We start from the raw sequence: 19,998 nt of genomic DNA, 5'->3' as shown, positions 1-19,998 counted from the left end.
TGATCGCCGGGCGGCGTATCCCGATTCAGAACGGAAAGGCAAGCGGCACGGGCGCGCGGAGGGCGAAGAAGAACAGTGTTTTGCTGCGGTGCGGCGCGAGGAAAAGGCGTTTCGCGCGCGGTGAGATCGTCATGATAACAGGCCGATGCCGCAGCCCGGATCATGGGCGACGTTCCAGCGCGCCGCGCATGTCGCGGCGCTCAACCCGCTGCGGATGGTCATTGACTCAGCTCGGTCGCGCGGCTCAATCTGTCGATCTGCGCGGCCCGGCGGGCAGGGCGGCGCCGTATCGCGTCCCTGCTTCTTGCGCGTGCAGGATTCTGCCATATCTGGTATTCTCGCCCCCAGCCAACCACCCTGGATAGCCCATCATGACCCGCTTCGCTGCCCCCATCGCCGAACAGATATGGGAAATGAAATACCAGCTCCGAGATGCAGAGGGGCAGCCCATCGACCTCTCGGTCGAGGATAGCTGGCGCCGCGTCGCGCGCGATCTCGCGCGGGTCGAGACCGACCATGCCGCATGGGAGGATCGCTTTTATGCCGCGCTAGAGGATTTCAAGTTTCTGCCGGCGGGCCGGATCCTCGCCGGAGCCGGGACGGGCAGGGCGGTGACGCTGTTCAACTGCTTCGTCATGGGCACGATCCCCGACAGCATGGGCGGGATCTTCGACATGCTGAAAGAGGCCGCGTTGACCATGCAGCAGGGCGGCGGGATCGGCTATGACTTCTCGACCATCCGGCCCAAGGGTGCGTCGGTGCAGGGTGTCGCGGCGGATGCTTCGGGGCCGCTGAGCTTCATGGATGTCTGGGACGCGATGTGTCGCACGATCATGTCGGCGGGCTCTCGTCGCGGGGCGATGATGGCGACGATGCGCTGCGATCATCCCGATATAGAGGCGTTCATCGAAGCCAAGCAGGACAGCGCGCGGCTGCGCATGTTCAACCTGTCGGTGCTGGTCACCGATGATTTCATGGAGGCTGTGAAGAGCGACGAGAGCTGGGATCTGGTCTTTGGCGGCAAAGTCTATCACACGGTGCAGGCTCGCGATCTGTGGAACCGGATCATGCGGGCGACCTATGATTATGCCGAACCGGGCGTCATTTTCATCGACCGGATCAACCAGGCCGACAACCTGCACTATGCCGAGACCATATCCGCGACCAATCCCTGCGGCGAGCAGCCTTTGCCGCCCTATGGGGCATGTCTGCTCGGTTCGGTCAATCTCGCCCGGCTGGTCAGCGACCCCTTCACCGATGCCGCGCGTCTGGATGCCGATGCGCTTGACGAGCTTGTGCGCACCGCGATCCGGATGATGGACAATGTCGTCGATGCCTCGCGCTTCCCGCTTGAGGCGCAGGCCGCCGAGGCGCAGGCCAAGCGGCGGATCGGGCTTGGCGTTACGGGACTTGCCGATGCGCTTCTGATGCTGGGGCTGCGCTATGGCGCCCCCGATGCGGTGGCGCAGACCCGCGACTGGATGAAGGCTATCGCCCGCTCGGCCTACCTCGCCTCGGTCGATCTCGCGAAAGAGAAAGGCGCCTTTCCGCTTTTCGACGCGGACGCGTTTCTGCAATCCGGCTTCATGCAGCGCATGGATGAGGATGTGCGTGACGCCGTGGCCCGGCACGGTATCCGCAACGCGCTGCTGACCTCCATCGCGCCAACCGGGACGATCAGCCTCTATGCCGGCAATGTTTCTTCGGGAATCGAGCCTGTCTTCGCCTATGCCTATAAGCGCAAGGTGTTGCAGAAAGACGGCTCGCGCAGCGAGGAAGAGGTCGTGGACTACGCAGTCCAGATGTGGCGGGAATTGAAGGGTGACGCGCCGCTGCCCGATCATTTTGTCAATGCGCAGACCCTCGCACCTGCCGATCATGTCGCCATGCAGGCGGCGGCGCAGGAATGGGTGGACAGCTCGATTTCCAAGACCATCAACTGCCCTGAGGATATCTCTTTCGAGGATTTCAAGGATGTCTATCTCTCGGCCTGGGATCTGGGCTGCAAGGGCTGCACAACCTATCGTCCGAACGATGTGACGGGCAGCGTGCTGTCTGTCAGCGAGGCGTCCGAAGATGCACCCGAGGCGGATCGGGGGGCGGAGGTGGTCTATCTGACCGAACCGCTCGACCGCCCGGCGGCGCTGGAAGGGGCGACCTACAAGCTCAAATGGCCGGGCAGTGAGCATGCGATCTATATTACCGTCAACGACATCGTTCAGGCGGGACACCGGCGGCCCTTCGAGGTGTTCATCAACTCGAAGAACATGGAGCATTTCGCCTGGACGGTTGCGCTGACGCGGATGATCTCGGCGGTTTTCCGGCGCGGCGGCGAAGTGAGTTTCGTCGTCGAAGAGCTGAAAGCCGTGTTCGATCCGCGCGGCGGGGCCTGGTTGCAGGGGAAATACGTGCCCTCGATCCTCGCCGCGATCGGCGGGGTGATCGAGCAGCACATGATCGCGACCGGGTTTCTCGCCGGCGAGGGGATGGGGCTGAAATCGGACCCTCAGGCCGATGTGGTGGCTATCGGAGAGCGTCCCCGCGGCCCCGCCTGTCCGAGCTGTGGGCAATACGGGATGCGGATGATCGAAGGCTGCATGACCTGCCCAAGCTGCGGTCATTCGAAATGCGGCTAGGGCTCAATCCGTTCGGGTAAATCGGCAAACCGCCCGGCGCCGCCGGGGGCTAAGCGGCGCGCAGCGAGCGAACTGGGAGAGGCCGGAAAAATCCTATCAAACTCCGCAGTTGCCGCAGCGGCGCGGTAGAGACATGATAGGAGATCATGAGCGCCCGGGACGATATCGCGACACTGCTTCTCGATGAAGCCAACCCTGCCATTGTGCGAATGGCGCGGGCGCTGGGGCGGCTGCGCTCGACGATCAGCGTGATGAACATCTGCGCCCATCCCGGCGATGAATGCAGCGGATTTCTGGCATGGCTGCGTCATGGCATGGGGATGCGCGTTGCGATTGCCTGCGCGACGCGGGGCGAGGGCGGGCAGAACCTGCTCGGCCCGGAGCGGGGCGATGCGCTTGGCCTGCTGCGCACCGCCGAGATGCAGGACGCGGCGAAGGTGCTGGACGCGCATCTGTTCTGGCTCGGTTTCGGTATGTCCGACCCGGTGCATGATTTCGGCTTCTCCAAGGACGGAGATGACACGCTGCGCCGCTGGAAGGGCGATCTGGTCATCCGCCGCCTGGCCGGTGCCTATCGCATTCAGCGCCCCGATATCGTCGTGCCGAGCTTTCTGGACGTTCCGGGCCAGCACGGTCATCACCGCGCCATGACAATCGCCACCCGCGAAGCGATTTCGCTGGCTGCCGATCCGGGGGCCGATCTGGGTGAAGTGCCGGGTTGGGACCGTCCGGCGTGGCAGGTTGCGAAGCTGTATCTTCCCGCGTGGGAGGCTGCGGGCGATCAGCAGTCAGACGGGGCATCGGTGCCCGAGGCAACGGTTGTCGCGCGGGCGGATGCCCTCGATCCGATCAGTGGCGCGCCCTATGACAGAATCGGAGAATGGTCGCGCCGCCGCCATGCCACGCAGGGGCTGGGAACGTGGCCCGACCCGCCTCGGCGTGAATGGCCGCTGCACCTGCCGGGCGGCGGACCCGAGGAGGCGATCACCGACGGTCTTCCCCATGATCTTCGCAGCCTGGCTGCCGATTGCGTGGATCTTCCGGGGCTGACGCGGGTTGCCGATCAGCTGGATCTCGCGATTGCCGCCTTCCCGGACAGCAAGGCCGTCGTCCCGCCTCTCATCCGCGCCTATGAAAGTCTGCATGAGGCCGAGCAGCAGATGACGGCGAGCTGCGCCGCGCTTCACGCCCATCGCATCGCGCGCAAGAAACACGAGGTGGCCCTTGCCGTGTCGGTCGCGCTGGTCTTGCGGCCCCGCCTGCATATCCGCCCCCGCTTCGTGCCCGCAGGCGGTTCGGCCGAGATCGAGCTGGCCTCTGAACCGGTCGAAGGGGTCCGGTTTGCCGGGGTCGAGTACCATATTCCACAGGGCTGTTCGCTGAATGGAAGCAGTCTGACCGTCGCAAAAAGCGCCAAGCCGACCCAAAGCCTGGCCGTGCCCTGGTCGCCGCTCGGAGATCAGGCGGTGCTTCGCGCGGATGTCAGCTTTGACATGTTCGGACAGCGGCTCACCGTGCCGGTGGTGCCGAAATACGATCTGAGAATCATGCCGCCGGAAACGGTCGAGGCTTTGCCTCGCAGGATCGTGCTGACACCGGATCACCGCGAGGCCTGGGTCCGGCTGAGTCGGCAGACGGCGCGGATGTCCCGTGCCTCGGGGTTGGAAATTGCGCAGCATGGCGAGCATGTTTCGCTGAGCTGGCCTGCAACCGCCCCGCCCGGGAAACAGGCTCTGCGGTTGCGGATTGCGGACGGTAAGCCAGCGTTTAGCGCGGTGCCGACTGCCCTGCCCGATCGCGGCGAGGAAAGGCTTGTGACCCCTGCGCTGATTACGGTGCTGTCTGTCGACACCGCGCCGATCTCGGGACGGATCGGTCTGATCTCGGGGTCGGATCACAGCGGGAAATGGCTGGACCGGCTCGGTGCCGATATGACCTTGCTGCGTGGGCCGGATGCGGCCAGCCTGGCGCGGTTCGACACGGTGGTCATCGGCAGCATGGCGCTCGCGGACGAAAAGATTGATCGCGATGCCATGCAGCATTTCGTTGAGCGCGGTGGTAATCTCCTATGTTTCTCTCAACGGGCTGACCTTGGTTGGGATGAGGGACGCAGTGCGCCGCTCTCGATCCGTCTCGCCATGACCCCGATAAGATTCCGTGCAACCGATCCCTCGGCAGAGGTCGAGGTTCTGGCGACAGACCACCCGCTGCTCTGCGGTCCGAACCGGGTCGGGCCCGAGGACTGGCAAGGCTGGGTCCAGCATCGCAGCCTGGGCTTTGCCGTGGCGTGGGACGACGCCTTTCGCCCGCTGATTGCGCTGTCGGAAGATAATGGGAGACAGCACCGCGGCGCACTGCTGAGTGCGCAGATCGGGGCCGGGCGCTTCACCTATTGCGCATTATCTCTGCCAGAGCAGATGGATGCGCTCGTCTCCGGCGCGTTCAGACTGTTCGTCAATCTGGTTGCGCCGGTCGCTGCGGGGCGGGGGGGGTAGGTTTCGCCATGAGCGCGCCGCCTCAGACCAGCTTTTCACGTTGCATGAAGCTGCGCAGTTTCGCCTGCTGAGCGTCGGTCAGCGGCCAGGCCGAGGGCGGTCGGGTCGGTCCGCAATCCCGGCCCATCATCTGCAATGCGGATTTCACGCCGGTCACATTCGTGCCGTTCATCTCTTCGGCGCGGATATCCTCGAAATCGCGCATCCCGGCGATCAGCCGGTTGGCCTCGCTGTAGTCTCCCGCCTCAAGCGCTGCGTGGATCGCCATAGAGCGTTCCGGCCAGACATTGATGAGCCCCGAGGTGAATCCCCGCGCGCCGACTGCATAGAAGCTGGGCGCCCAGATTTCGGCAAGCCCGCCGACCCAGATGATGGCCGGATCGCAGGCGGCCTTGGCCTCGGCAAGCTTCATCGGATTCGGCGTGGCCCATTTCACGCCCTTCACGCCGGGCACCGCACAGAGATCGGCAATCGCCTGCGTGCCGATTGCATCGTTGCGCAGATAGAGCATCATCGGCAGCCCGCCCGAGGCATCGTTGATTGCGTGCAGGTAATCGACCACACCGCGCGGTGCGACGAAAGGGTCGGGCGGCTGATGCACCATCAAGGCCGTCGCACCGGCCTCCGCCGACATCGTCGCCAGACGTGTCGCGTCGCGAAGCCCGCGCCCGACACCGGCCAGCACAGGCGCGCGGTCCCCGACCATTTCGCAGACCGCCCGCGCCATGTCGCAGGCTTCATCGGTGGTCAGCGCGTAGAACTCGCCGGTATTTCCGTTGACGACCGGCATATGCAGCCCCGCGCTCAACGCGTGGTCGATGATCGGGGACAGCCGGTCGGGCGCGATTTCTCCGGTCTCGTCATAGGGCGTGACGAGGATACCGGAAATCCCGGTCAGAGCCGCATCGAGTGAGAGTGACATATCATGCTCCTGCGTCCCGGCGGGGCCGGGCGATTCCTTTGTTCCTGAGTGAAATGGAGGATGGCGTCGGGCAACATAAAAGTCAATTTTATTTGCAAATAGCGCCGGCGCTTGAGCTGTCTTGTGGCTTATCTGGCTAGTCTTACCGCAAAATATAGTCGAACTTGAACGGGCTGGCCCTGGAGGCATAGCGCATTTGTTATTAAAACTGACCTGCGTTACATCAGTGAGGGGGCCCTCATCGTCCCTCGTCGATGATACGGTTCCGAACGCTGGTGAGGTGATAACCCATATACAGCTTGGCCATTTCTGCGTCCCCCGCGCTGATTGCGCTGCAAATATCGCGATGCTCCTGCAACACTTTCTCGCGTCGGTATTTCGAGCGTTTGCCGGTGATGCTCAGCGCGATGCGCATCGTGCCCATCATGTCGGGGCGCAGGAACAGCAGCTGCTTTTCGAAAAGGTCGTTACCCGTCGCCCGCGCAATCTCCAGGTGGAACTGGAAATCCGCCTCGAGCCCGCTTTCTCCACCGCGCATGGTTTCCTCCATCGCGATGAGCGCATGCTCGATGCGCCGGCGATGGGTCTGGTCGATGCGCAGCGCTGCCAGGCGCGCGGCCTCGACCTCTAGCCCGCGCCGCACCTCATAGGCGCGCATATACTGCGCGATGCGGGCGCCATCGGTATAATGCGCCATTTCATGCGGGGGCAGGCGGCGCACGAAGGTGCCAGAGCCGCGGCGCGCGTCGATTAGCCCATCATTGGTCAGATGCTGCAATGCCTCGCGCACGACGGGGCGGGACACGTCGAAGCTGGCCGAGAGATCCTTTTCCGTCGGCAGCCGGTCGCCGACCTTGTATTGCCCGGTCGAGAGCTGAAGCAGGATCTGGGCATAGATCTCATCCGCGAGGCGGCGCTTGCGCAGCGGGGCGGCGGAAACGCCGATGTCGGGGAGTGCGGGCGGGGAGTTCATGCGCGAGCCCTTGGGTGGAGTTGTCAATAAGTAAGCGCGCGCGCGACGAATTTGTCAATTGAAACCGGAGCAGGCCCTTGGCGCGGCGGCCTCTTCAGGCTGACTGCCGGCGCACCAGGCGGAACCCGACATCTATCGTCGCTGGCCCGGCCTGACCGTTGCCGAACCGTTCAAGCAGAGCGCTCGCCGCCGCCTTGCCAAGCGCGTCCCGATCCACGCGGATCGTGGTCATGGCCGGATGGGTGCTCTCGGCGAAGACCTGATCGCCGAAACCGATCACCGCGATATCTTCGGGCACGCGAAGCCCGCGCGCCATCGCCTCGGTCAGGATGCCATGCGCATATTGGTCCGAGCTGCAAAACACCACGCCCGCCATGAAGCCCTGCCGGTCAATCAGATCGGCAAGCGCGGCGCGGCCTTGTCCCAGTGTCGCGGTGCCGGCGGGGTAGTCGAAACGGCAGGGCGCCGGTCCGCCCATCGCGGCAAAGCGCTGGATGAACGCATCGCGACGCCGCATGGCCCGCACATCTCCGGCAGTGACGGTCGCGGCGCGCGCATAACCCGCTTCCTGCGCAAATTCCGCCGCGAAGCGTCCGACCTCGGCATGAGAAAACCCGACGCAGCAATCGATCGGGGTCTCGGTGATGTCCCAGACCTCGACGACGGGGATGCCGGCGGCGATCAGCATGCGCCGCGCATCGGGGCTGTGATGGATGCCGGTCAACAGCATGCCGTCCGGGCGGCGGGCGAGATGCGTGGCGATGACCTCTTGCTCCTGCGCGAGATCGAAACCGATCTCCGAGGTCATCAGCTGATAGCCATGCTGCCGCATCAGATCGGCGAAACCGTGCAGCAGGCTTGAATAGACGATATTGGTAATCGACGGCACCAGCGCCGTGACAAGGTTGCTCTTGCGCGAGGCGAGCGCTCCGGCGACGGCATTCGGGACATAGCCGGTGGCCTCGATCGCCTCGTGAATCCGGCGCAGCGTGTCGGGCGACACTTTCGACGGATCGGACAGCGCCCGCGAGACGGTGACCTGCGACACCCCGGCCATGCGGCCCACGGTGGTCATGGTGACCACACCCTTGCCGCTTCCGCGGTAATTGCCGGGTCTGCTTCGCGGTTTCATATCACGGGTATGGCGGGCCGACGCCCGGCCCGCAAGCCTCGTCACCCGCGCGCCGCGGCGGCGGCTGCGCGCTCGCGCGATTTGCGCCGCGCCAGCAGGGCCGACCCGATCACCGATCCCGCGATCAGCACCCAGAGCAGCATGGCGATCCAGCTTTTCGTGAAGAAGATTCCAAGCGTGCCGAAGCTTTCCAGCGATTTCACGAAGTAGATCTCTGCCGAGGGTCCGAGGATGAAGCCGATGATGAACGGCGCGACCTCCAGCCGCAGCTTGACCATGAGCCAGCCGAAGATGCCGAAGATCAGCAATGTCCAGACATCGAACATGATGCCGTAATTGATCGTATAGGCCCCGATCACGCACATCATCAGGATGACCGGGAACAGGATATGTTTCGGCACCGCCACGACCATGGCCAGCCAGCGAATGGCGAAATACATGATCGCGAACATGAAAATATTGGCGATCAGCATGGCGACGATCATCGAATCCCACGTCATCGGGTTGTTGCCGATGAATAGCGGTCCGACCTGGACGCCTTGCAGGGTGAAGGCACCGATCAGCAGCGCTGTCGTCGCATCGCCCGGAATCCCGAGCGACAGCAGCGGCACCATCGCGCCTCCGGTCAGCCCGTTATTGCCTGCTTCCGAGGCCATGATCCCGGCCGGATTGCCCTTGCCGAAACTGTCCGGTTCTTTCGAGGCGGTCTTTGTCGCGGTGTAAGACAGGATCGACGCGGCCGAGCCGCCGACGCCGGGCAGGATGCCGACGAAGGTCCCGATGCCGGAGGAACGCAGCAGGTTCACGATCTGCCCCTTGAAGACCGACAGTGAAAAGCGGGAATGCTCGCCCACCTTGATATCGTCGAGGCTTTGCCCCCGTGGCATGCCCTGTTCGGCGCCCTCCAGGATCGTGGCCAGACCGAACAGCCCGATCAGAACGGGCAGCAGCGAGAACCCATATTCCAGCCAATATTCGGTCCCCGGCGGGATCAAGCGATATTGCCCATTGCCGCCATCAGTCACGTCATAGACGCCGATCAGGCTGATGAAGATGCCGAGGAAACCGGAAAAGATCCCCAGCAACATATTCTCGGACAGCGCCGCCATGACGGTCAGCGCGAAAAGGATGATGAGGAATTTCTCGACATAGGAGAACGCGATGGCGAACTCGGCCAGTGCCGGAGCAAAGAAGAACAGCGCCAGCAGCGACACGATCCCGCCCACGAAAGAGGCGACGACGCCGATGCGCAGGGCCTTTTCACCCTCGCCTTTCCGCGCCATCGGATAGCCGTCGAAGGTGGTGGTGATCGAGGAGGGCGTGCCGGGAATGCCCAGAAGGATTGCCGGGACCAGCCCGCCCGAGATCCCCCCGACATACAGCCCCAACAGCAGCGCCAGCCCGTTATCGAGGCCAAGCGAATAGGTCAGCGGCAGGCACACCGCGACCGCCATGGTGGCTGTCATGCCGGGGATGGCGCCGAAGATGATGCCGACCAGAGTGCCCGCGAAGATCAGGAACACATATATCGGCGAGATGAATTCGAAAACGGCCATGACCGCGGCTCCTTATGGCAGGGTCAGCGCGAAGACATAGGTGAAAAGCCACCAGACCAGCGTCGGTGCGACGACCGCGACGATCATTGCCGGAATCAGGCTTCGCCCGTTGCGTTCGTGCATGTAGAGGATGCTTGTCAACGCGACGAAGGGGATGGAGCAGATCAGGAAGCCCAGCCCCGTATTCGGCCAGATATTTCCGACCGGCACCATCAGCAGGAAATAGATCACCGTCAGCGCGAGCGTGCCGAAGAAACGGGCCTTGTCCATATGCGCGAAAGCCCGCGACCACATTCCACCGGACCCTGCGATCGCGCGGCGATGGGTCAAGGCGATGGCCAGGCCGAGAAGCATCAGGATGACGCCGATCAGCGTCGGAAAGATGAGATGCGACCTGTCGAAATCGACGGTCACCTGCAGCAGTTCGGCCATGGTGCTCCTCCCTCCGAAATGCGGTTGGCTCACGGGTGCGGTGGTGCCGGGGCCGCCTGCCGGGCAGCCCCGGGTCGACGGGTTACTGGCTCGCGGCCTCGGTCTCACCCTCAGCCTCGGCACTGTCATCGCCGCCGCCCTCATCGCCGGATTGCAGCGATGAGATCACCTCGGCATAGGAATCGCGCTTCTCTCGCAGATGCGCCGCGCCTTCCTCCATCGGCCGGTAATCGGGGATGAAAAATGCCTCCAGCATCCGCTCGCGCAGCGCGTCGCCCTCGAAGATGGTGGCGAGCGCGGTGTCGATCGTCTCCATCTGGGCAGGGTCCATGTCCTGATTGTAAATCAGGAAGAACTCCTTATCGAAGGTGAAGGGCTCGGATTCGGTCATCGGAACCGTGGTGGCCGGTGCGGCGAATTGCAGCATGTCCTCGCGGCTGAGATTGCCCATGCCGGCCTCGGGGCCCTGTTCCAGAGCCTCCTGCGAGGCGGTGATCCAGACGAAGCGCATCGCCTTCTGATCATCTTCGGGCAGCGCGGTGAATTGCTCATTCGCCTGGATCGAACCGTTGATGACATCGGCCAGACCGTCATACATCGCCTGGTTCTTGTCGGATTGAGAGCCGGTATTGACCGGGACGATATTCTCCTCCGAGCCGGGCTGGTTCATCCGCGCGGCGTTAAGCATTGCCGAAAAGCCGATCTCGGACACGCCACCCGGCTGGATGGCGACGCGGACCCGCTCGCCATCCGCGGCGGCCTGCAACACGTCATCCATCGTCTGGTAGGGCGAGCTTTTCGGCACCAGATAGGCATTGCCGGGATTGATCGCGAGCGTCGGGCCGACGACATAGCCTTCGAACGGGTCCGGATTGCCGGGCACGCCGTAGAGATTGGCCAGATAGGACTGGTCGTGATGCAGCATGATGGTGGTGCCGCGGCTGTCGCGTCCGACGGCCTTGAACGCCTCGGACGGGCCGACCGCATCGACCTTGATATTGATGCCCAGCTCTTCAGCGAGCGCGTCGGCAATCATCGAGGATATCTGATAGGTGTCGCCGCCCGTCGAATTCGAGCCGATCACCATCCGCACATTGCGCGGCAGATCCTGCGCGGCGGCAGCGAAGGGCTGCGCGATCAGCGCGGTGGTGCAGGCCGCAGCGGCCAGAATGCTTCTGCGGGTGAATGTCATCTTAACCTCCCATGGCCGCCCAAGCCGCGACCGTCTCATGTGGTCTGCCGGAAGGCTCCCCCATTCCGGCGGCGTATGTATACGCATACATTAAAGGCAACACGAATCGGGGTTTCCTGTCAAGAATAATTAAAATCCACCTCTAGAGCGGCATATACCATTGACAGCATCGAATGGATACGCATTCATAGGGGGCACGCGCCTATCTATGGGAGGAACCGCAATGGCCCGCGAGGGAGGCAAGACATCTGAGCAGCTGAGAAGCGCCCGCTGGTTTGCGCCGGACGATCTGCGCAGCTTCGGGCACCGGTCGCGGATGATGCAGCTCGGCTATTCGGAAGAGGAATTCATTGGCAAGCCGATCATCGGCATCATGAATACCTGGTCCGAGCTGAATTCCTGCCACGGCCATTTCCCGGAGCGGGTGAAGGATGTGAAGCGCGGCGTTCTTCAGGCCGGCGGTTTCCCGGTCGAGATGCCGTCGCTCTCGGTCGATGAGAGCTTCACCAAGCCGACCTCGATGCTCTATCGCAACATGCTGGCGATGGAGACGGAAGAGATGATCCGCTCGCACCCGCTTGACGGTGTGGTGCTGATGGGCGGCTGCGACAAGACCACGCCGGGCCTGGTGATGGGCGCGATCACGGCGGGCGTGCCGTCGATCTTTCTGCCCGCCGGGCCGATGCTGCGCGGTCACTATGCTGGCAAGATCCTCGGTTCCGGCTCGGATTCGTGGAAATACTGGGACGAACGCCGCGCCGGCAATATCACCGATGAAGAGTGGCTGGGGATCCAGGGGGGCATTGCGCGCTCGGTCGGGACCTGCATGACGATGGGGACCGCCAGCACCATGACGTCGATCACCGAGGCGTTGGGCCTGTCTTTGCCCGGTGCTTCCTCGATACCGGCTGCGGATTCAGGGCACCAGCGGCTTGGCAGCGATTGCGGGCGGCGCATCGTCGAGATGGTGTGGGAGGATCTGACCCCGGACCGTATCGTCACCGAAATCTCGGTGCGCAACGCCGTGATCGTGGCGATGGCGACAGGCTGTTCGACCAACGCCGTTGTGCATCTTATCGCCATGGCGCGACGCGCAGGGGTTAACCTGACGCTTGACGATCTGGACGCGCTCAGCCGCGAAACCCCAATGATCTGCAATGTCCGGCCCTCGGGGAAAGACTATCTGATGGAGGATTTCTTCTATGCGGGTGGCCTGCGTGCGTTGATGACCCAGCTGGGCGAAAAGCTGGACCGCTCGGCGCTGACCGTGACTGGCAAGACCCTCGGTGAGGGCATCGAAGGGGCGCAGATCTATAATGACGATGTGATCCGCCCGCTGTCGAACCCGGTCTATCACGAAGGCTCGCTCGCCGTGCTGCGCGGCAATCTCTGCCCCGATGGCGCGGTCATCAAGCCGGCCGCCTGCGATCCGAAATTCTATGTTCATGAAGGCCCCGCGATTGTCTTTGACAGCTATCCCGAGATGAAGAAGGCCGTGGATGACGACGATCTGGACATCACTCCCGATCACGTGATGGTGCTGCGCAATGCAGGGCCGCAGGGCGGGCCTGGCTTCCCGGAATGGGGGATGCTGCCGATCCCGAAGGCGCTGATCAAGCAGGGCCATCGCGACATGCTGCGGATTTCGGATGCGCGCATGTCAGGCACGTCTTACGGCGCTTGCGTGCTGCATGTCGCGCCGGAGAGCTTTATCGGCGGGCCGCTGGCCTTGCTGCAAACGGGCGACACGGTGCGGCTCGACGTGCCGAACCGCCGGCTCGACATGCTGGTCGACGAGGCAGAGATCGCCCGCCGCCGCGCCGCATGGCAGCCGCCGCAGCCGCGCTTCGACCGGGGCTATGGCTGGATGTTCTCGCAACATGTCACCCAGGCTGACAAAGGTTGCGATTTCGACTATCTGCAACGGGATTTCGGCAAGCCCGCCGGAGAGCCGGATATTTTCTGAGCCGATTGCATTCACCGAATATCGAACCCGTACCATGCCGGGTTCGTTTGACCGAAGATGACCAAATCCGAGGACCAGGACATGAGTTTCAAACCCCACGGCAAACACCTGATCGCAGGCGAATGGGTCGGCAGCGATGACAGCTTTGCCTCTGAACCCGCCCACGGCCCGAGCCATGATTTCAGCGCCGGTACAGTAGGCTTGGTGAACCGCGCGGCAGAGTCCGCCGAGGACGCGTTCTGGAGCTATGGCTATTCCAGCCGGGAAGAGCGCGCGAAATTCCTCGAAGCGATTGCGGATGAGATGGAGGCCCGCGCCGATCAGATCACCGAGATCGGGACCCAGGAAACCGGCCTGCCGGAAGCGCGGTTGCAGGGCGAGCGGGGGCGCACAACGGGCCAGCTGCGCCTGTTCGCGGACCATATTCGCAAGGGCGATTATCTGGACCGCCGCCACGACAGCGCATTGCCCGACCGCGAGCCGCTGCCGCGTCCAGATCTGCGCATGATCCAGAGGCCCATCGGTCCGGTGGCGGTGTTCGGGGCGTCGAATTTCCCGCTGGCCTTTTCGACCGCGGGTGGGGACACCGCCGCCGCGCTCGCCGCCGGCTGCCCGGTGGTGGTCAAGGGCCACTCCGCCCATCCCGGCACCGGCGAGATCGTGGCTGAGGCGATCCACGCTGCCATCGAGAAGACCGGGATGCCTGCGGGTGTGTTCAGCCTGATCCAGGGCGGCAATCGCGAGGTCGGGCAGGCGCTTGTCCAGCATCCGCTGATCAAGGCGGTGGGCTTCACCGGATCTCTGGCCGGTGGCCGGGCGCTGTTCGATCTGTGCGCGCAGCGCGACGAGCCGATCCCGTTCTTCGGCGAATTGGGCAGCGTGAACCCGATGTTCGTCCTGCCCGAGGCCACAAAGGCCCGCGGCGCCGAGATCGGCAAGGGCTGGGCCGGAAGCCTCACCATGGGCGCGGGCCAGTTCTGCACCAATCCCGGCATCGCCGTGATCGGGAAAGGCGCCGAGGGCGATGCGTTCGTGAAGGCCGCAGCCGATGCGCTGAAGGAGGTCGGCCCGCAGGTGATGCTGACCGAGGGCATCGCGAAGGCCTATCGCGACGGCAAGTCCCGCTTCGACGGGCGCAACAGCGTCGAGCCAATCGTGACCACCGACAGCGCGGGCCGCGAAGCCAACCCCAATCTCTATGAAACCGACGCGCAGACCTATCTTCAGGATCACGCGCTTGGCGAGGAGGTGTTCGGCCCGCTGGGTCTGGTGATCCGCGTCGACGGCGTCGATGAGATGGTGCAGCTCGCCAAGGGATTCGAGGGTCAACTGACCGCGACGATTCATATGGATGACGGCGACACCGATGCGGCGCGCAAGCTGCTGCCGGTGCTGGAACGCAAGGCGGGCCGGGTGCTGGCGAACGGCTTTCCGACCGGCGTCGAGGTGGCCGATGCGATGGTTCACGGCGGACCTTACCCGGCCAGCACCAATTTCGGCGCGACATCCGTCGGCACGCTGTCCATCCGCCGTTTCCTGCGGCCGGTCAGCTTCCAGAACATCCCCGAGGGCGTGCTGCCCGCCGACATCGCCTGAGAGGAGGGGCGGCCATGAACATGCAAACCCGAGAAAAGCTGATGGGTGTATCTGTCGCGACGCTGGCCACGGCGCTGTATAAGCGCGGTCTGCGGAACCAGGTCATTCAGGGCGTCCACCCTGTCGGCTGGAAAGGGCGCAACATGGTCGGCCCCGCCTTCACCCTGCGCTACATGCCCGCACGTGAGGACCGTAACACGCTGGCCGCGTTCCGCAGCCCGGAGCATCCGCAGCGCGTCGCGATCGAGACCTGTCCCGAGGGGTCGGTTCTGGTCATGGACAGCCGCAAACAGGCCAATGCCGCATCCGCCGGGGATATCCTCATCACCCGGCTGATGAAGCGCGGCGGGGCCGGGGTCGTCACCGATGGAGGCTTCCGCGACGCTGCCGTCATCGCGGAACTCGAGATGCCGGCCTATCACACGCGGCCCTCCAGCCCGACCAACCTGACCAATAACGAGGCGATCGCGATCAACGAACCCATCGGCTGCGGCGATGCCCCGGTCTTTCCGGGCGACATCATCGTGGGCGATGCGGATTGCGTGATCGTCATTCCGGCCGAAATGGCCGACGAGATCGCCGACGAGGCCGTCGAGATGACCGCCTATGAGGATTTCGTGGTCGAACGGGTCAAGGACGGCGCGGCGATCATCGGGCTTTATCCCTGCACCAAGGATGAGCATCGAGAGGCGTTCGAGCGTTGGCGCAAGGAAAACAACCGCTAGGACGCGTTTCTTTTCGCCCGCCCGAATGCACCGGCCGGCTTGGCGTCAAGCCCGCCAGAAATCCCTTCGCAAATCCCCGGCATTTGTTAACCTGTCTGCCGGGGAGTGGAATCATGGCGCGGAAATCTCACGCCGACTTCGTGGCCGAACAGTCACAATCCGCAAGTGCGGCCTCGTCGCTGGTGTCATCCTGGCGGCGCTCGCTGGTGAAATATGGGCTCGACCCGGCAGAGACCCGGTTGCCCGGACGGGCCACGGCTGCCGAGTTATCTGATCGGATCGCGGCGATGGAATGGGTGGTGAACCTCGCCGCACCGCAGCTCGACCAGCTTTATGATCTGGTCGGCTTGTCGGGTTGCAATGTGCTGCTGACCGATGCGCGGGGGCTGGTTCTGGCACAGCGCGTGCGCGACGGCGACGCCATGCAGTTCCGCGAGTGGGGGCTGTCGGAGGGCTTTGACTGGTCCGAGGCCGCTCAGGGCACGAACGGCATCGGCACCTGCCTTGCCGAGGGCCGCGCCCTGACCATCGCCGGCGAGGAACATTTTCATACCCGTAATACCGCGATGACCTGCATGGATGCGCCGATCTTCGGTCCCGACGGGCATCTTATCGCCGCGCTCGATGTCAGCTCGGCGCGGGCTGGCGGGGACGAGTTCCACCGCCTGATCGAGGCACATGTTGCCCGCACGGCATCCGCCATCGAGGCGATGCTGTTCCGCGCCAGCTTTCCTGCCGCGCGGATCATCGTTGCGGGCGAAGATCGCGGCGGCGCGGCCGCGCTGATCGCCGTTGACAGGGATGACCTGACCATCGGCGCCACTCGCGCCGCCCGCAAGGTGCTGGGTCTGCCGCGAGAGGGCGATATCCCGGCCCGCCCTGCCGTCGATCTGTTGCAGTGGGATGATGAGATGCGTGGCTTCGACAAGGGCGAGCGCGCCGCGATTGCGCGCGCTCTCGCCCGCAGCGGTGGCAATGTTTCTGCCGCGGCGCGGGCGCTGAAGATTGGGCGCGCAACGCTGTATCGGCGCATGGCGCGGCTCGGTCTCGACCAGAAATAGGGCCGGACTGTCTCGCCGCTGAGACAATTTCCGGGACACACTGCCTTCCGGCTGATTGAGCGAATCCCGGCCCGTCCCCATCCTTGATCCGGACCCGGCCTGAAACCCGCCGGGATATGAGGAGGAGGACTGAACATGGCCAATGACCAGCCAAAGAACATGACCGGCGAAAGCGCCGTTCCATTCGCCAGCCGCTATAACAATTTCATCGGCGGCGAATTCGTGGCCCCGCGCTCGGGAAAATACTTCAACAACGTCACACCCGTCACCGGCGCCGAAATCGGAGAGATCGCGCGGTCTAACGCGGATGATGTGGAACTTGCGCTCGACGCCGCCCACAAGGCGCGCGAGGGCTGGGGCAACAGCTCTGCGACCGAGCGCAGCAACATGCTGCTCAAGATCGCCGATCGGATGGAACAGAACCTGGAAAAGCTCGCCACCGCCGAGACCTGGGACAACGGCAAACCGATCCGCGAGACCATGGCTGCCGACATCCCGCTGGCGATCGACCATTTCCGCTATTTCGCCGGCGCGATCCGCGCGCAGGAGGGTGGCATCTCGGAAATCGATCATGACACGCTGGCCTATCATTATCATGAGCCGTTGGGCGTGGTCGGCCAGATCATCCCGTGGAACTTCCCGATCCTGATGGCGACATGGAAGCTCGCACCCGCGCTTGCAGCGGGGAACTGCGTGGTGCTGAAGCCGGCCGAACAGACGCCCGCCAGCATCATGGTTCTGGCCGAGCTGATCGCCGATATCCTGCCGCCGGGTGTGCTGAACATCGTCAACGGTTTCGGGCTGGAGGCCGGCAAGCCGCTCGCCTCGAACCCGCGCATCGCCAAGATCGCCTTCACCGGCGAAACGACGACGGGCCGGCTGATCATGCAATACGCCGCCGAAAACCTGATCCCGGTGACGCTGGAACTGGGCGGGAAATCCCCGAATATCTTTTTTGAGGACGTGGCCCGCGAGGATGACGACTTCTTCGACAAGGCGCTTGAGGGCTTCGCCATGTTCGCGCTGAACCAGGGCGAGGTCTGCACCTGCCCGTCCCGCGCGCTGATCCAGGAATCGATCTATGACCGGTTCATGGAAAAGGCCGTGAAGCGTGTCGAGGCCATACAGCAAGGCGATCCGCGCGCCGAAGGCACGATGATCGGCGCTCAGGCGTCTTCGGAGCAGCAAGAGAAAATCCTGTCCTATCTCGACATTGGCAAGAAGGAGGGTGCCGAGGTGCTGACCGGCGGCGAGGCTGCCGATCTGGGGGGCGAGCTGTCGAATGGCTATTACGTCAAGCCGACGATCTTCAAGGGAAACAACAAGATGCGTGTTTTCCAGGAAGAAATCTTCGGCCCCGTCGTATCCGTTGCGACCTTCAAGACCAAGGAAGAGGCGATCGAGATCGCCAATGACACGCTTTACGGCCTCGGCGCCGGGGTGTGGAGCCGTGAGGCCAATACCTGCTATCGCGCAGGCCGTGCGATCAAGGCGGGCCGCGTCTGGACCAATTGCTATCACGCCTATCCGGCCCATGCGGCCTTCGGAGGCTATAAGCAGTCCGGCATCGGGCGCGAAAATCACCGGATGATGCTGGATCACTATCAGCAGACCAAGAATCTTCTGGTCAGCTATAGCCCCAAGAAGCTGGGGTTCTTCTGATGCAGCTTTCGGGGCGGGCCTTTGCGCTCGCCCCGGTTACGGCAACTCTTGCGGGTCCTGCGACGTTATTCAGGGTTAAGGCAGCATTGCGGGTCAAAGCCATGCCCAAGGATCAGGACAGTTCCATCGTCGATGCAGAGGACGCGGCGGTCAGCGCCGGCCTGCTGTATGTGAATGACGACATGCCGGGCATCACGCGTGTCCGGGCCGGGAAGGGGTTTTCCTATCGCGACGCGAAGGGCAACACGATCCGTGACAAGGCCGAGCGCAAGCGGCTGGCCGCGCTTGCCATTCCGCCGGCCTATGAGGATGTCTGGATCTGCCCCGATCCGCGTGGCCATATCCAGGCCACCGGGCGTGACGCGAAGGGTCGCAAGCAGTATCGCTATCACCCGGAATTCCGCGAGCTGCGCGACTCGGCCAAATACGATCACATGCTGGATTTCGCGGCGGCGCTGCCCAAGATCCGCAGCAAGGTCCGCGACGACATGGGAAAGCGTGGCCTGCCGGCTGAAAAGATGCTCGCGACCATCGTGTGGCTTTTGGAAAACACCATGATCCGCGTCGGCAATACCGGCTATGCCAAGGACAACAAGTCACACGGTCTGACCACGCTGCGTGACCGGCATGTCAGCTTTGACGGCTCGGAAATCCGGTTTCGCTTCAAGGGCAAGGGCGGCAAGGAATGGGATCTGGATATCCGCAACAAGCGTGTCGCCAAGATCGTCCGCGCCGCGCAGGATATTCCCGGCCAGCATCTGTTCCAGTATCTCGACGAGGATGGCGCGCGCCACGAGATCGACTCCGGCGACGTGAATGATTACCTGCGCGAGGTGTCGGGACGTGAGGTCACGGCGAAGGACTTCCGCACCTGGACGGGCACGGTGCTGGCGGCGCTCGCCCTGTCCGAATTTGAAAAAGCCGACAGCGAGACCGCCGCCAAGGCCAATGTCCGCGATGCCATCGAGGACGTTGCGGCACGGCTTGGCAACACGCCCGCGATCTGCCGGAAATGCTATGTCCACCCCCAGATTATCGACGCCTATATGGCGCAAGAACTGAAGCTCGAACTGCGCGACAAGATCGCTGACGACCTGAAAAAGCCCGGACTGCGGCCCGAGGAAAAGCAGGTTCTCAAATTCCTGAAGCAGAGGTTGAAGACATGAGCACCGTCACCGCCACCGAAGCCGCGCTTGAATTGCTGGATGAGATCATCGCCGAGCACGGCCCGGTCCTGTTTCACCAGTCGGGCGGCTGCTGCGACGGCTCGTCGCCGATGTGCTATCCGGCGGGCGATTTCAAGATTGGCGAGCGGGATGTGAAGATCGGCGATATCGGCGGCATGCCTTTCTATATCTCGGCGTCGCAATACGAGACCTGGAAGCACACCGATCTGATCATCGACGTGGTGGCGGGGCGCGGCGGCATGTTCAGCCTTGATAACGGGCGTGAGAAACGGTTTCTCACCCGCTCGGAAGTCTGCGCCGTGCCGGATCAGCCCGCCGAGCGATAGCTCGCGCGATCCGCACAACGAAAAACTCGCCTTATCCGCCGGTTATCCGATATCGCCAGCCGCGCCGACGCTTGACCCCACCGGCGCCGGGAACTAACCCGAGGCTGACGCTTCGCCAGCATCCCTCCGGTTTCAGC

Annotated in this window: 15 protein-coding genes; 9 read left to right on the top strand and 6 right to left on the bottom strand. The window is 63.6% G+C overall.

What is annotated here, in order from left to right; translation table 11 throughout:
* Nucleotides 1–371 precede the first annotated feature (371 nt).
* Together PAF18_RS11365 and PAF18_RS11360 are read left to right on the top strand one after the other, a co-directional pair.
* Complete coding sequence (locus PAF18_RS11365) at nucleotides 372–2,636, top strand: adenosylcobalamin-dependent ribonucleoside-diphosphate reductase (protein ID WP_271115832.1); 2,265 nt, start codon at nucleotides 372–374, stop codon at nucleotides 2,634–2,636.
* Between the two features lie 146 nt (nucleotides 2,637–2,782).
* Nucleotides 2,783–5,131: a PIG-L family deacetylase gene (locus PAF18_RS11360; protein WP_271115831.1), complete on the top strand. Its 2,349-nt coding sequence runs from the start codon at nucleotides 2,783–2,785 to the stop codon at nucleotides 5,129–5,131.
* A 22-nt stretch (nucleotides 5,132–5,153) separates the two neighbouring features.
* Here PAF18_RS11360 and PAF18_RS11355 read toward each other — a convergent pair whose 3' ends face one another.
* The 6 genes from PAF18_RS11355 to PAF18_RS11330 all read right to left on the bottom strand — a co-directional run bounded on the left by PAF18_RS11355 (nucleotide 5,154) and on the right by PAF18_RS11330 (nucleotide 11,338).
* On the bottom strand, nucleotides 5,154–6,053 hold the full coding sequence (locus PAF18_RS11355; protein ID WP_271115830.1) for a dihydrodipicolinate synthase family protein: 900 nt from the start codon (nucleotides 6,051–6,053) through the stop codon (nucleotides 5,154–5,156).
* Nucleotides 6,054–6,291: 238 nt separating this feature from the next.
* On the bottom strand, nucleotides 6,292–7,026 hold the full coding sequence (locus tag PAF18_RS11350) for a FadR/GntR family transcriptional regulator (RefSeq protein ID WP_271115829.1): 735 nt from the start codon (nucleotides 7,024–7,026) through the stop codon (nucleotides 6,292–6,294).
* 94 nt (nucleotides 7,027–7,120) lie between these two features.
* Nucleotides 7,121–8,158 (bottom strand): LacI family DNA-binding transcriptional regulator, encoded by a 1,038-nt coding sequence (locus tag PAF18_RS11345; protein ID WP_271115828.1) that lies wholly within the window; start codon nucleotides 8,156–8,158, stop codon nucleotides 7,121–7,123.
* A gap of 41 nt (nucleotides 8,159–8,199) precedes the next feature.
* On the bottom strand, nucleotides 8,200–9,714 hold the full coding sequence (locus tag PAF18_RS11340) for a tripartite tricarboxylate transporter permease (protein ID WP_271115827.1): 1,515 nt from the start codon (nucleotides 9,712–9,714) through the stop codon (nucleotides 8,200–8,202).
* Between the two features lie 12 nt (nucleotides 9,715–9,726).
* Complete coding sequence (locus tag PAF18_RS11335) at nucleotides 9,727–10,146, bottom strand: tripartite tricarboxylate transporter TctB family protein (RefSeq protein WP_271115826.1); 420 nt, start codon at nucleotides 10,144–10,146, stop codon at nucleotides 9,727–9,729.
* 82 nt (nucleotides 10,147–10,228) lie between these two features.
* Nucleotides 10,229–11,338: a type 2 periplasmic-binding domain-containing protein gene (locus PAF18_RS11330; RefSeq protein WP_271115825.1), complete on the bottom strand. Its 1,110-nt coding sequence runs from the start codon at nucleotides 11,336–11,338 to the stop codon at nucleotides 10,229–10,231.
* A gap of 223 nt (nucleotides 11,339–11,561) precedes the next feature.
* On the opposite strand from PAF18_RS11330, the gene araD reads away from it, so the two are divergent.
* From araD to PAF18_RS11295, 7 genes are all read left to right on the top strand, one after another.
* Nucleotides 11,562–13,304: an L-arabinonate dehydratase gene (gene araD / locus PAF18_RS11325; RefSeq protein ID WP_271115824.1), complete on the top strand. Its 1,743-nt coding sequence runs from the start codon at nucleotides 11,562–11,564 to the stop codon at nucleotides 13,302–13,304.
* An 81-nt stretch (nucleotides 13,305–13,385) separates the two neighbouring features.
* Complete coding sequence (locus PAF18_RS11320) at nucleotides 13,386–14,900, top strand: aldehyde dehydrogenase (NADP(+)) (RefSeq protein ID WP_271118118.1); 1,515 nt, start codon at nucleotides 13,386–13,388, stop codon at nucleotides 14,898–14,900.
* Nucleotides 14,901–14,914: 14 nt separating this feature from the next.
* Nucleotides 14,915–15,625 carry a ribonuclease activity regulator RraA gene (locus tag PAF18_RS11315; protein ID WP_271115823.1) on the top strand — a complete coding sequence of 237 codons (711 nt, stop codon included), beginning with the start codon at nucleotides 14,915–14,917 and terminating at the stop codon, nucleotides 15,623–15,625.
* Between the two features lie 113 nt (nucleotides 15,626–15,738).
* Nucleotides 15,739–16,686 (top strand): GAF domain-containing protein, encoded by a 948-nt coding sequence (locus PAF18_RS11310; protein WP_271115822.1) that lies wholly within the window; start codon nucleotides 15,739–15,741, stop codon nucleotides 16,684–16,686.
* Nucleotides 16,687–16,821: 135 nt separating this feature from the next.
* Nucleotides 16,822–18,348 carry an aldehyde dehydrogenase gene (gene adh, locus PAF18_RS11305; RefSeq protein ID WP_271115821.1) on the top strand — a complete coding sequence of 509 codons (1,527 nt, stop codon included), beginning with the start codon at nucleotides 16,822–16,824 and terminating at the stop codon, nucleotides 18,346–18,348.
* A gap of 101 nt (nucleotides 18,349–18,449) precedes the next feature.
* Nucleotides 18,450–19,514, top strand: coding sequence for a DNA topoisomerase IB (locus tag PAF18_RS11300; RefSeq protein ID WP_271115820.1), 1,065 nt, complete (start codon nucleotides 18,450–18,452; stop codon nucleotides 19,512–19,514).
* On the top strand, nucleotides 19,511–19,861 hold the full coding sequence (locus PAF18_RS11295; RefSeq protein ID WP_271115819.1) for a DUF779 domain-containing protein: 351 nt from the start codon (nucleotides 19,511–19,513) through the stop codon (nucleotides 19,859–19,861). The genes PAF18_RS11300 and PAF18_RS11295 overlap by 4 nt, the downstream gene beginning before the upstream one ends.
* Nucleotides 19,862–19,998: the final 137 nt, after the last annotated feature.

It is taken from the genome of Paracoccus sediminicola (assembly GCF_027912835.1).
In the GTDB taxonomy this organism is placed as follows: Bacteria; Pseudomonadota; Alphaproteobacteria; order Rhodobacterales; family Rhodobacteraceae; genus Paracoccus; species Paracoccus sediminicola.
The sequence above is the reverse complement of the archived record's forward strand: the minus strand, read 5'-3'. Positions and strand labels throughout refer to the sequence as shown.

Excerpts from the sequence above, each read along its gene's own strand:
- PAF18_RS11350 (WP_271115829.1), bottom strand. The coding sequence starts at position 7,026 with ATGAACTCCCCGCCCGCACTCCCCGACATCGGCGTTTCCGCCGCCCCG.
- PAF18_RS11315 (WP_271115823.1), top strand. The coding sequence starts at position 14,915 with ATGAACATGCAAACCCGAGAAAAGCTGATGGGTGTATCTGTCGCGACG.
- PAF18_RS11295 (WP_271115819.1), top strand. The coding sequence starts at position 19,511 with ATGAGCACCGTCACCGCCACCGAAGCCGCGCTTGAATTGCTGGATGAG.
- PAF18_RS11330 (WP_271115825.1), bottom strand. The coding sequence starts at position 11,338 with ATGACATTCACCCGCAGAAGCATTCTGGCCGCTGCGGCCTGCACCACC.
- PAF18_RS11300 (WP_271115820.1), top strand. The coding sequence starts at position 18,450 with ATGCCCAAGGATCAGGACAGTTCCATCGTCGATGCAGAGGACGCGGCG.
- PAF18_RS11335 (WP_271115826.1), bottom strand. The coding sequence starts at position 10,146 with ATGGCCGAACTGCTGCAGGTGACCGTCGATTTCGACAGGTCGCATCTC.
- PAF18_RS11365 (WP_271115832.1), top strand. The coding sequence starts at position 372 with ATGACCCGCTTCGCTGCCCCCATCGCCGAACAGATATGGGAAATGAAA.
- PAF18_RS11345 (WP_271115828.1), bottom strand. The coding sequence starts at position 8,158 with ATGAAACCGCGAAGCAGACCCGGCAATTACCGCGGAAGCGGCAAGGGT.
- PAF18_RS11360 (WP_271115831.1), top strand. The coding sequence starts at position 2,783 with ATGAGCGCCCGGGACGATATCGCGACACTGCTTCTCGATGAAGCCAAC.
- PAF18_RS11320 (WP_271118118.1), top strand. The coding sequence starts at position 13,386 with ATGAGTTTCAAACCCCACGGCAAACACCTGATCGCAGGCGAATGGGTC.
- adh (WP_271115821.1), top strand. The coding sequence starts at position 16,822 with ATGGCCAATGACCAGCCAAAGAACATGACCGGCGAAAGCGCCGTTCCA.
- araD (WP_271115824.1), top strand. The coding sequence starts at position 11,562 with ATGGCCCGCGAGGGAGGCAAGACATCTGAGCAGCTGAGAAGCGCCCGC.
- PAF18_RS11340 (WP_271115827.1), bottom strand. The coding sequence starts at position 9,714 with ATGGCCGTTTTCGAATTCATCTCGCCGATATATGTGTTCCTGATCTTC.
- PAF18_RS11355 (WP_271115830.1), bottom strand. The coding sequence starts at position 6,053 with ATGTCACTCTCACTCGATGCGGCTCTGACCGGGATTTCCGGTATCCTC.
- PAF18_RS11310 (WP_271115822.1), top strand. The coding sequence starts at position 15,739 with ATGGCGCGGAAATCTCACGCCGACTTCGTGGCCGAACAGTCACAATCC.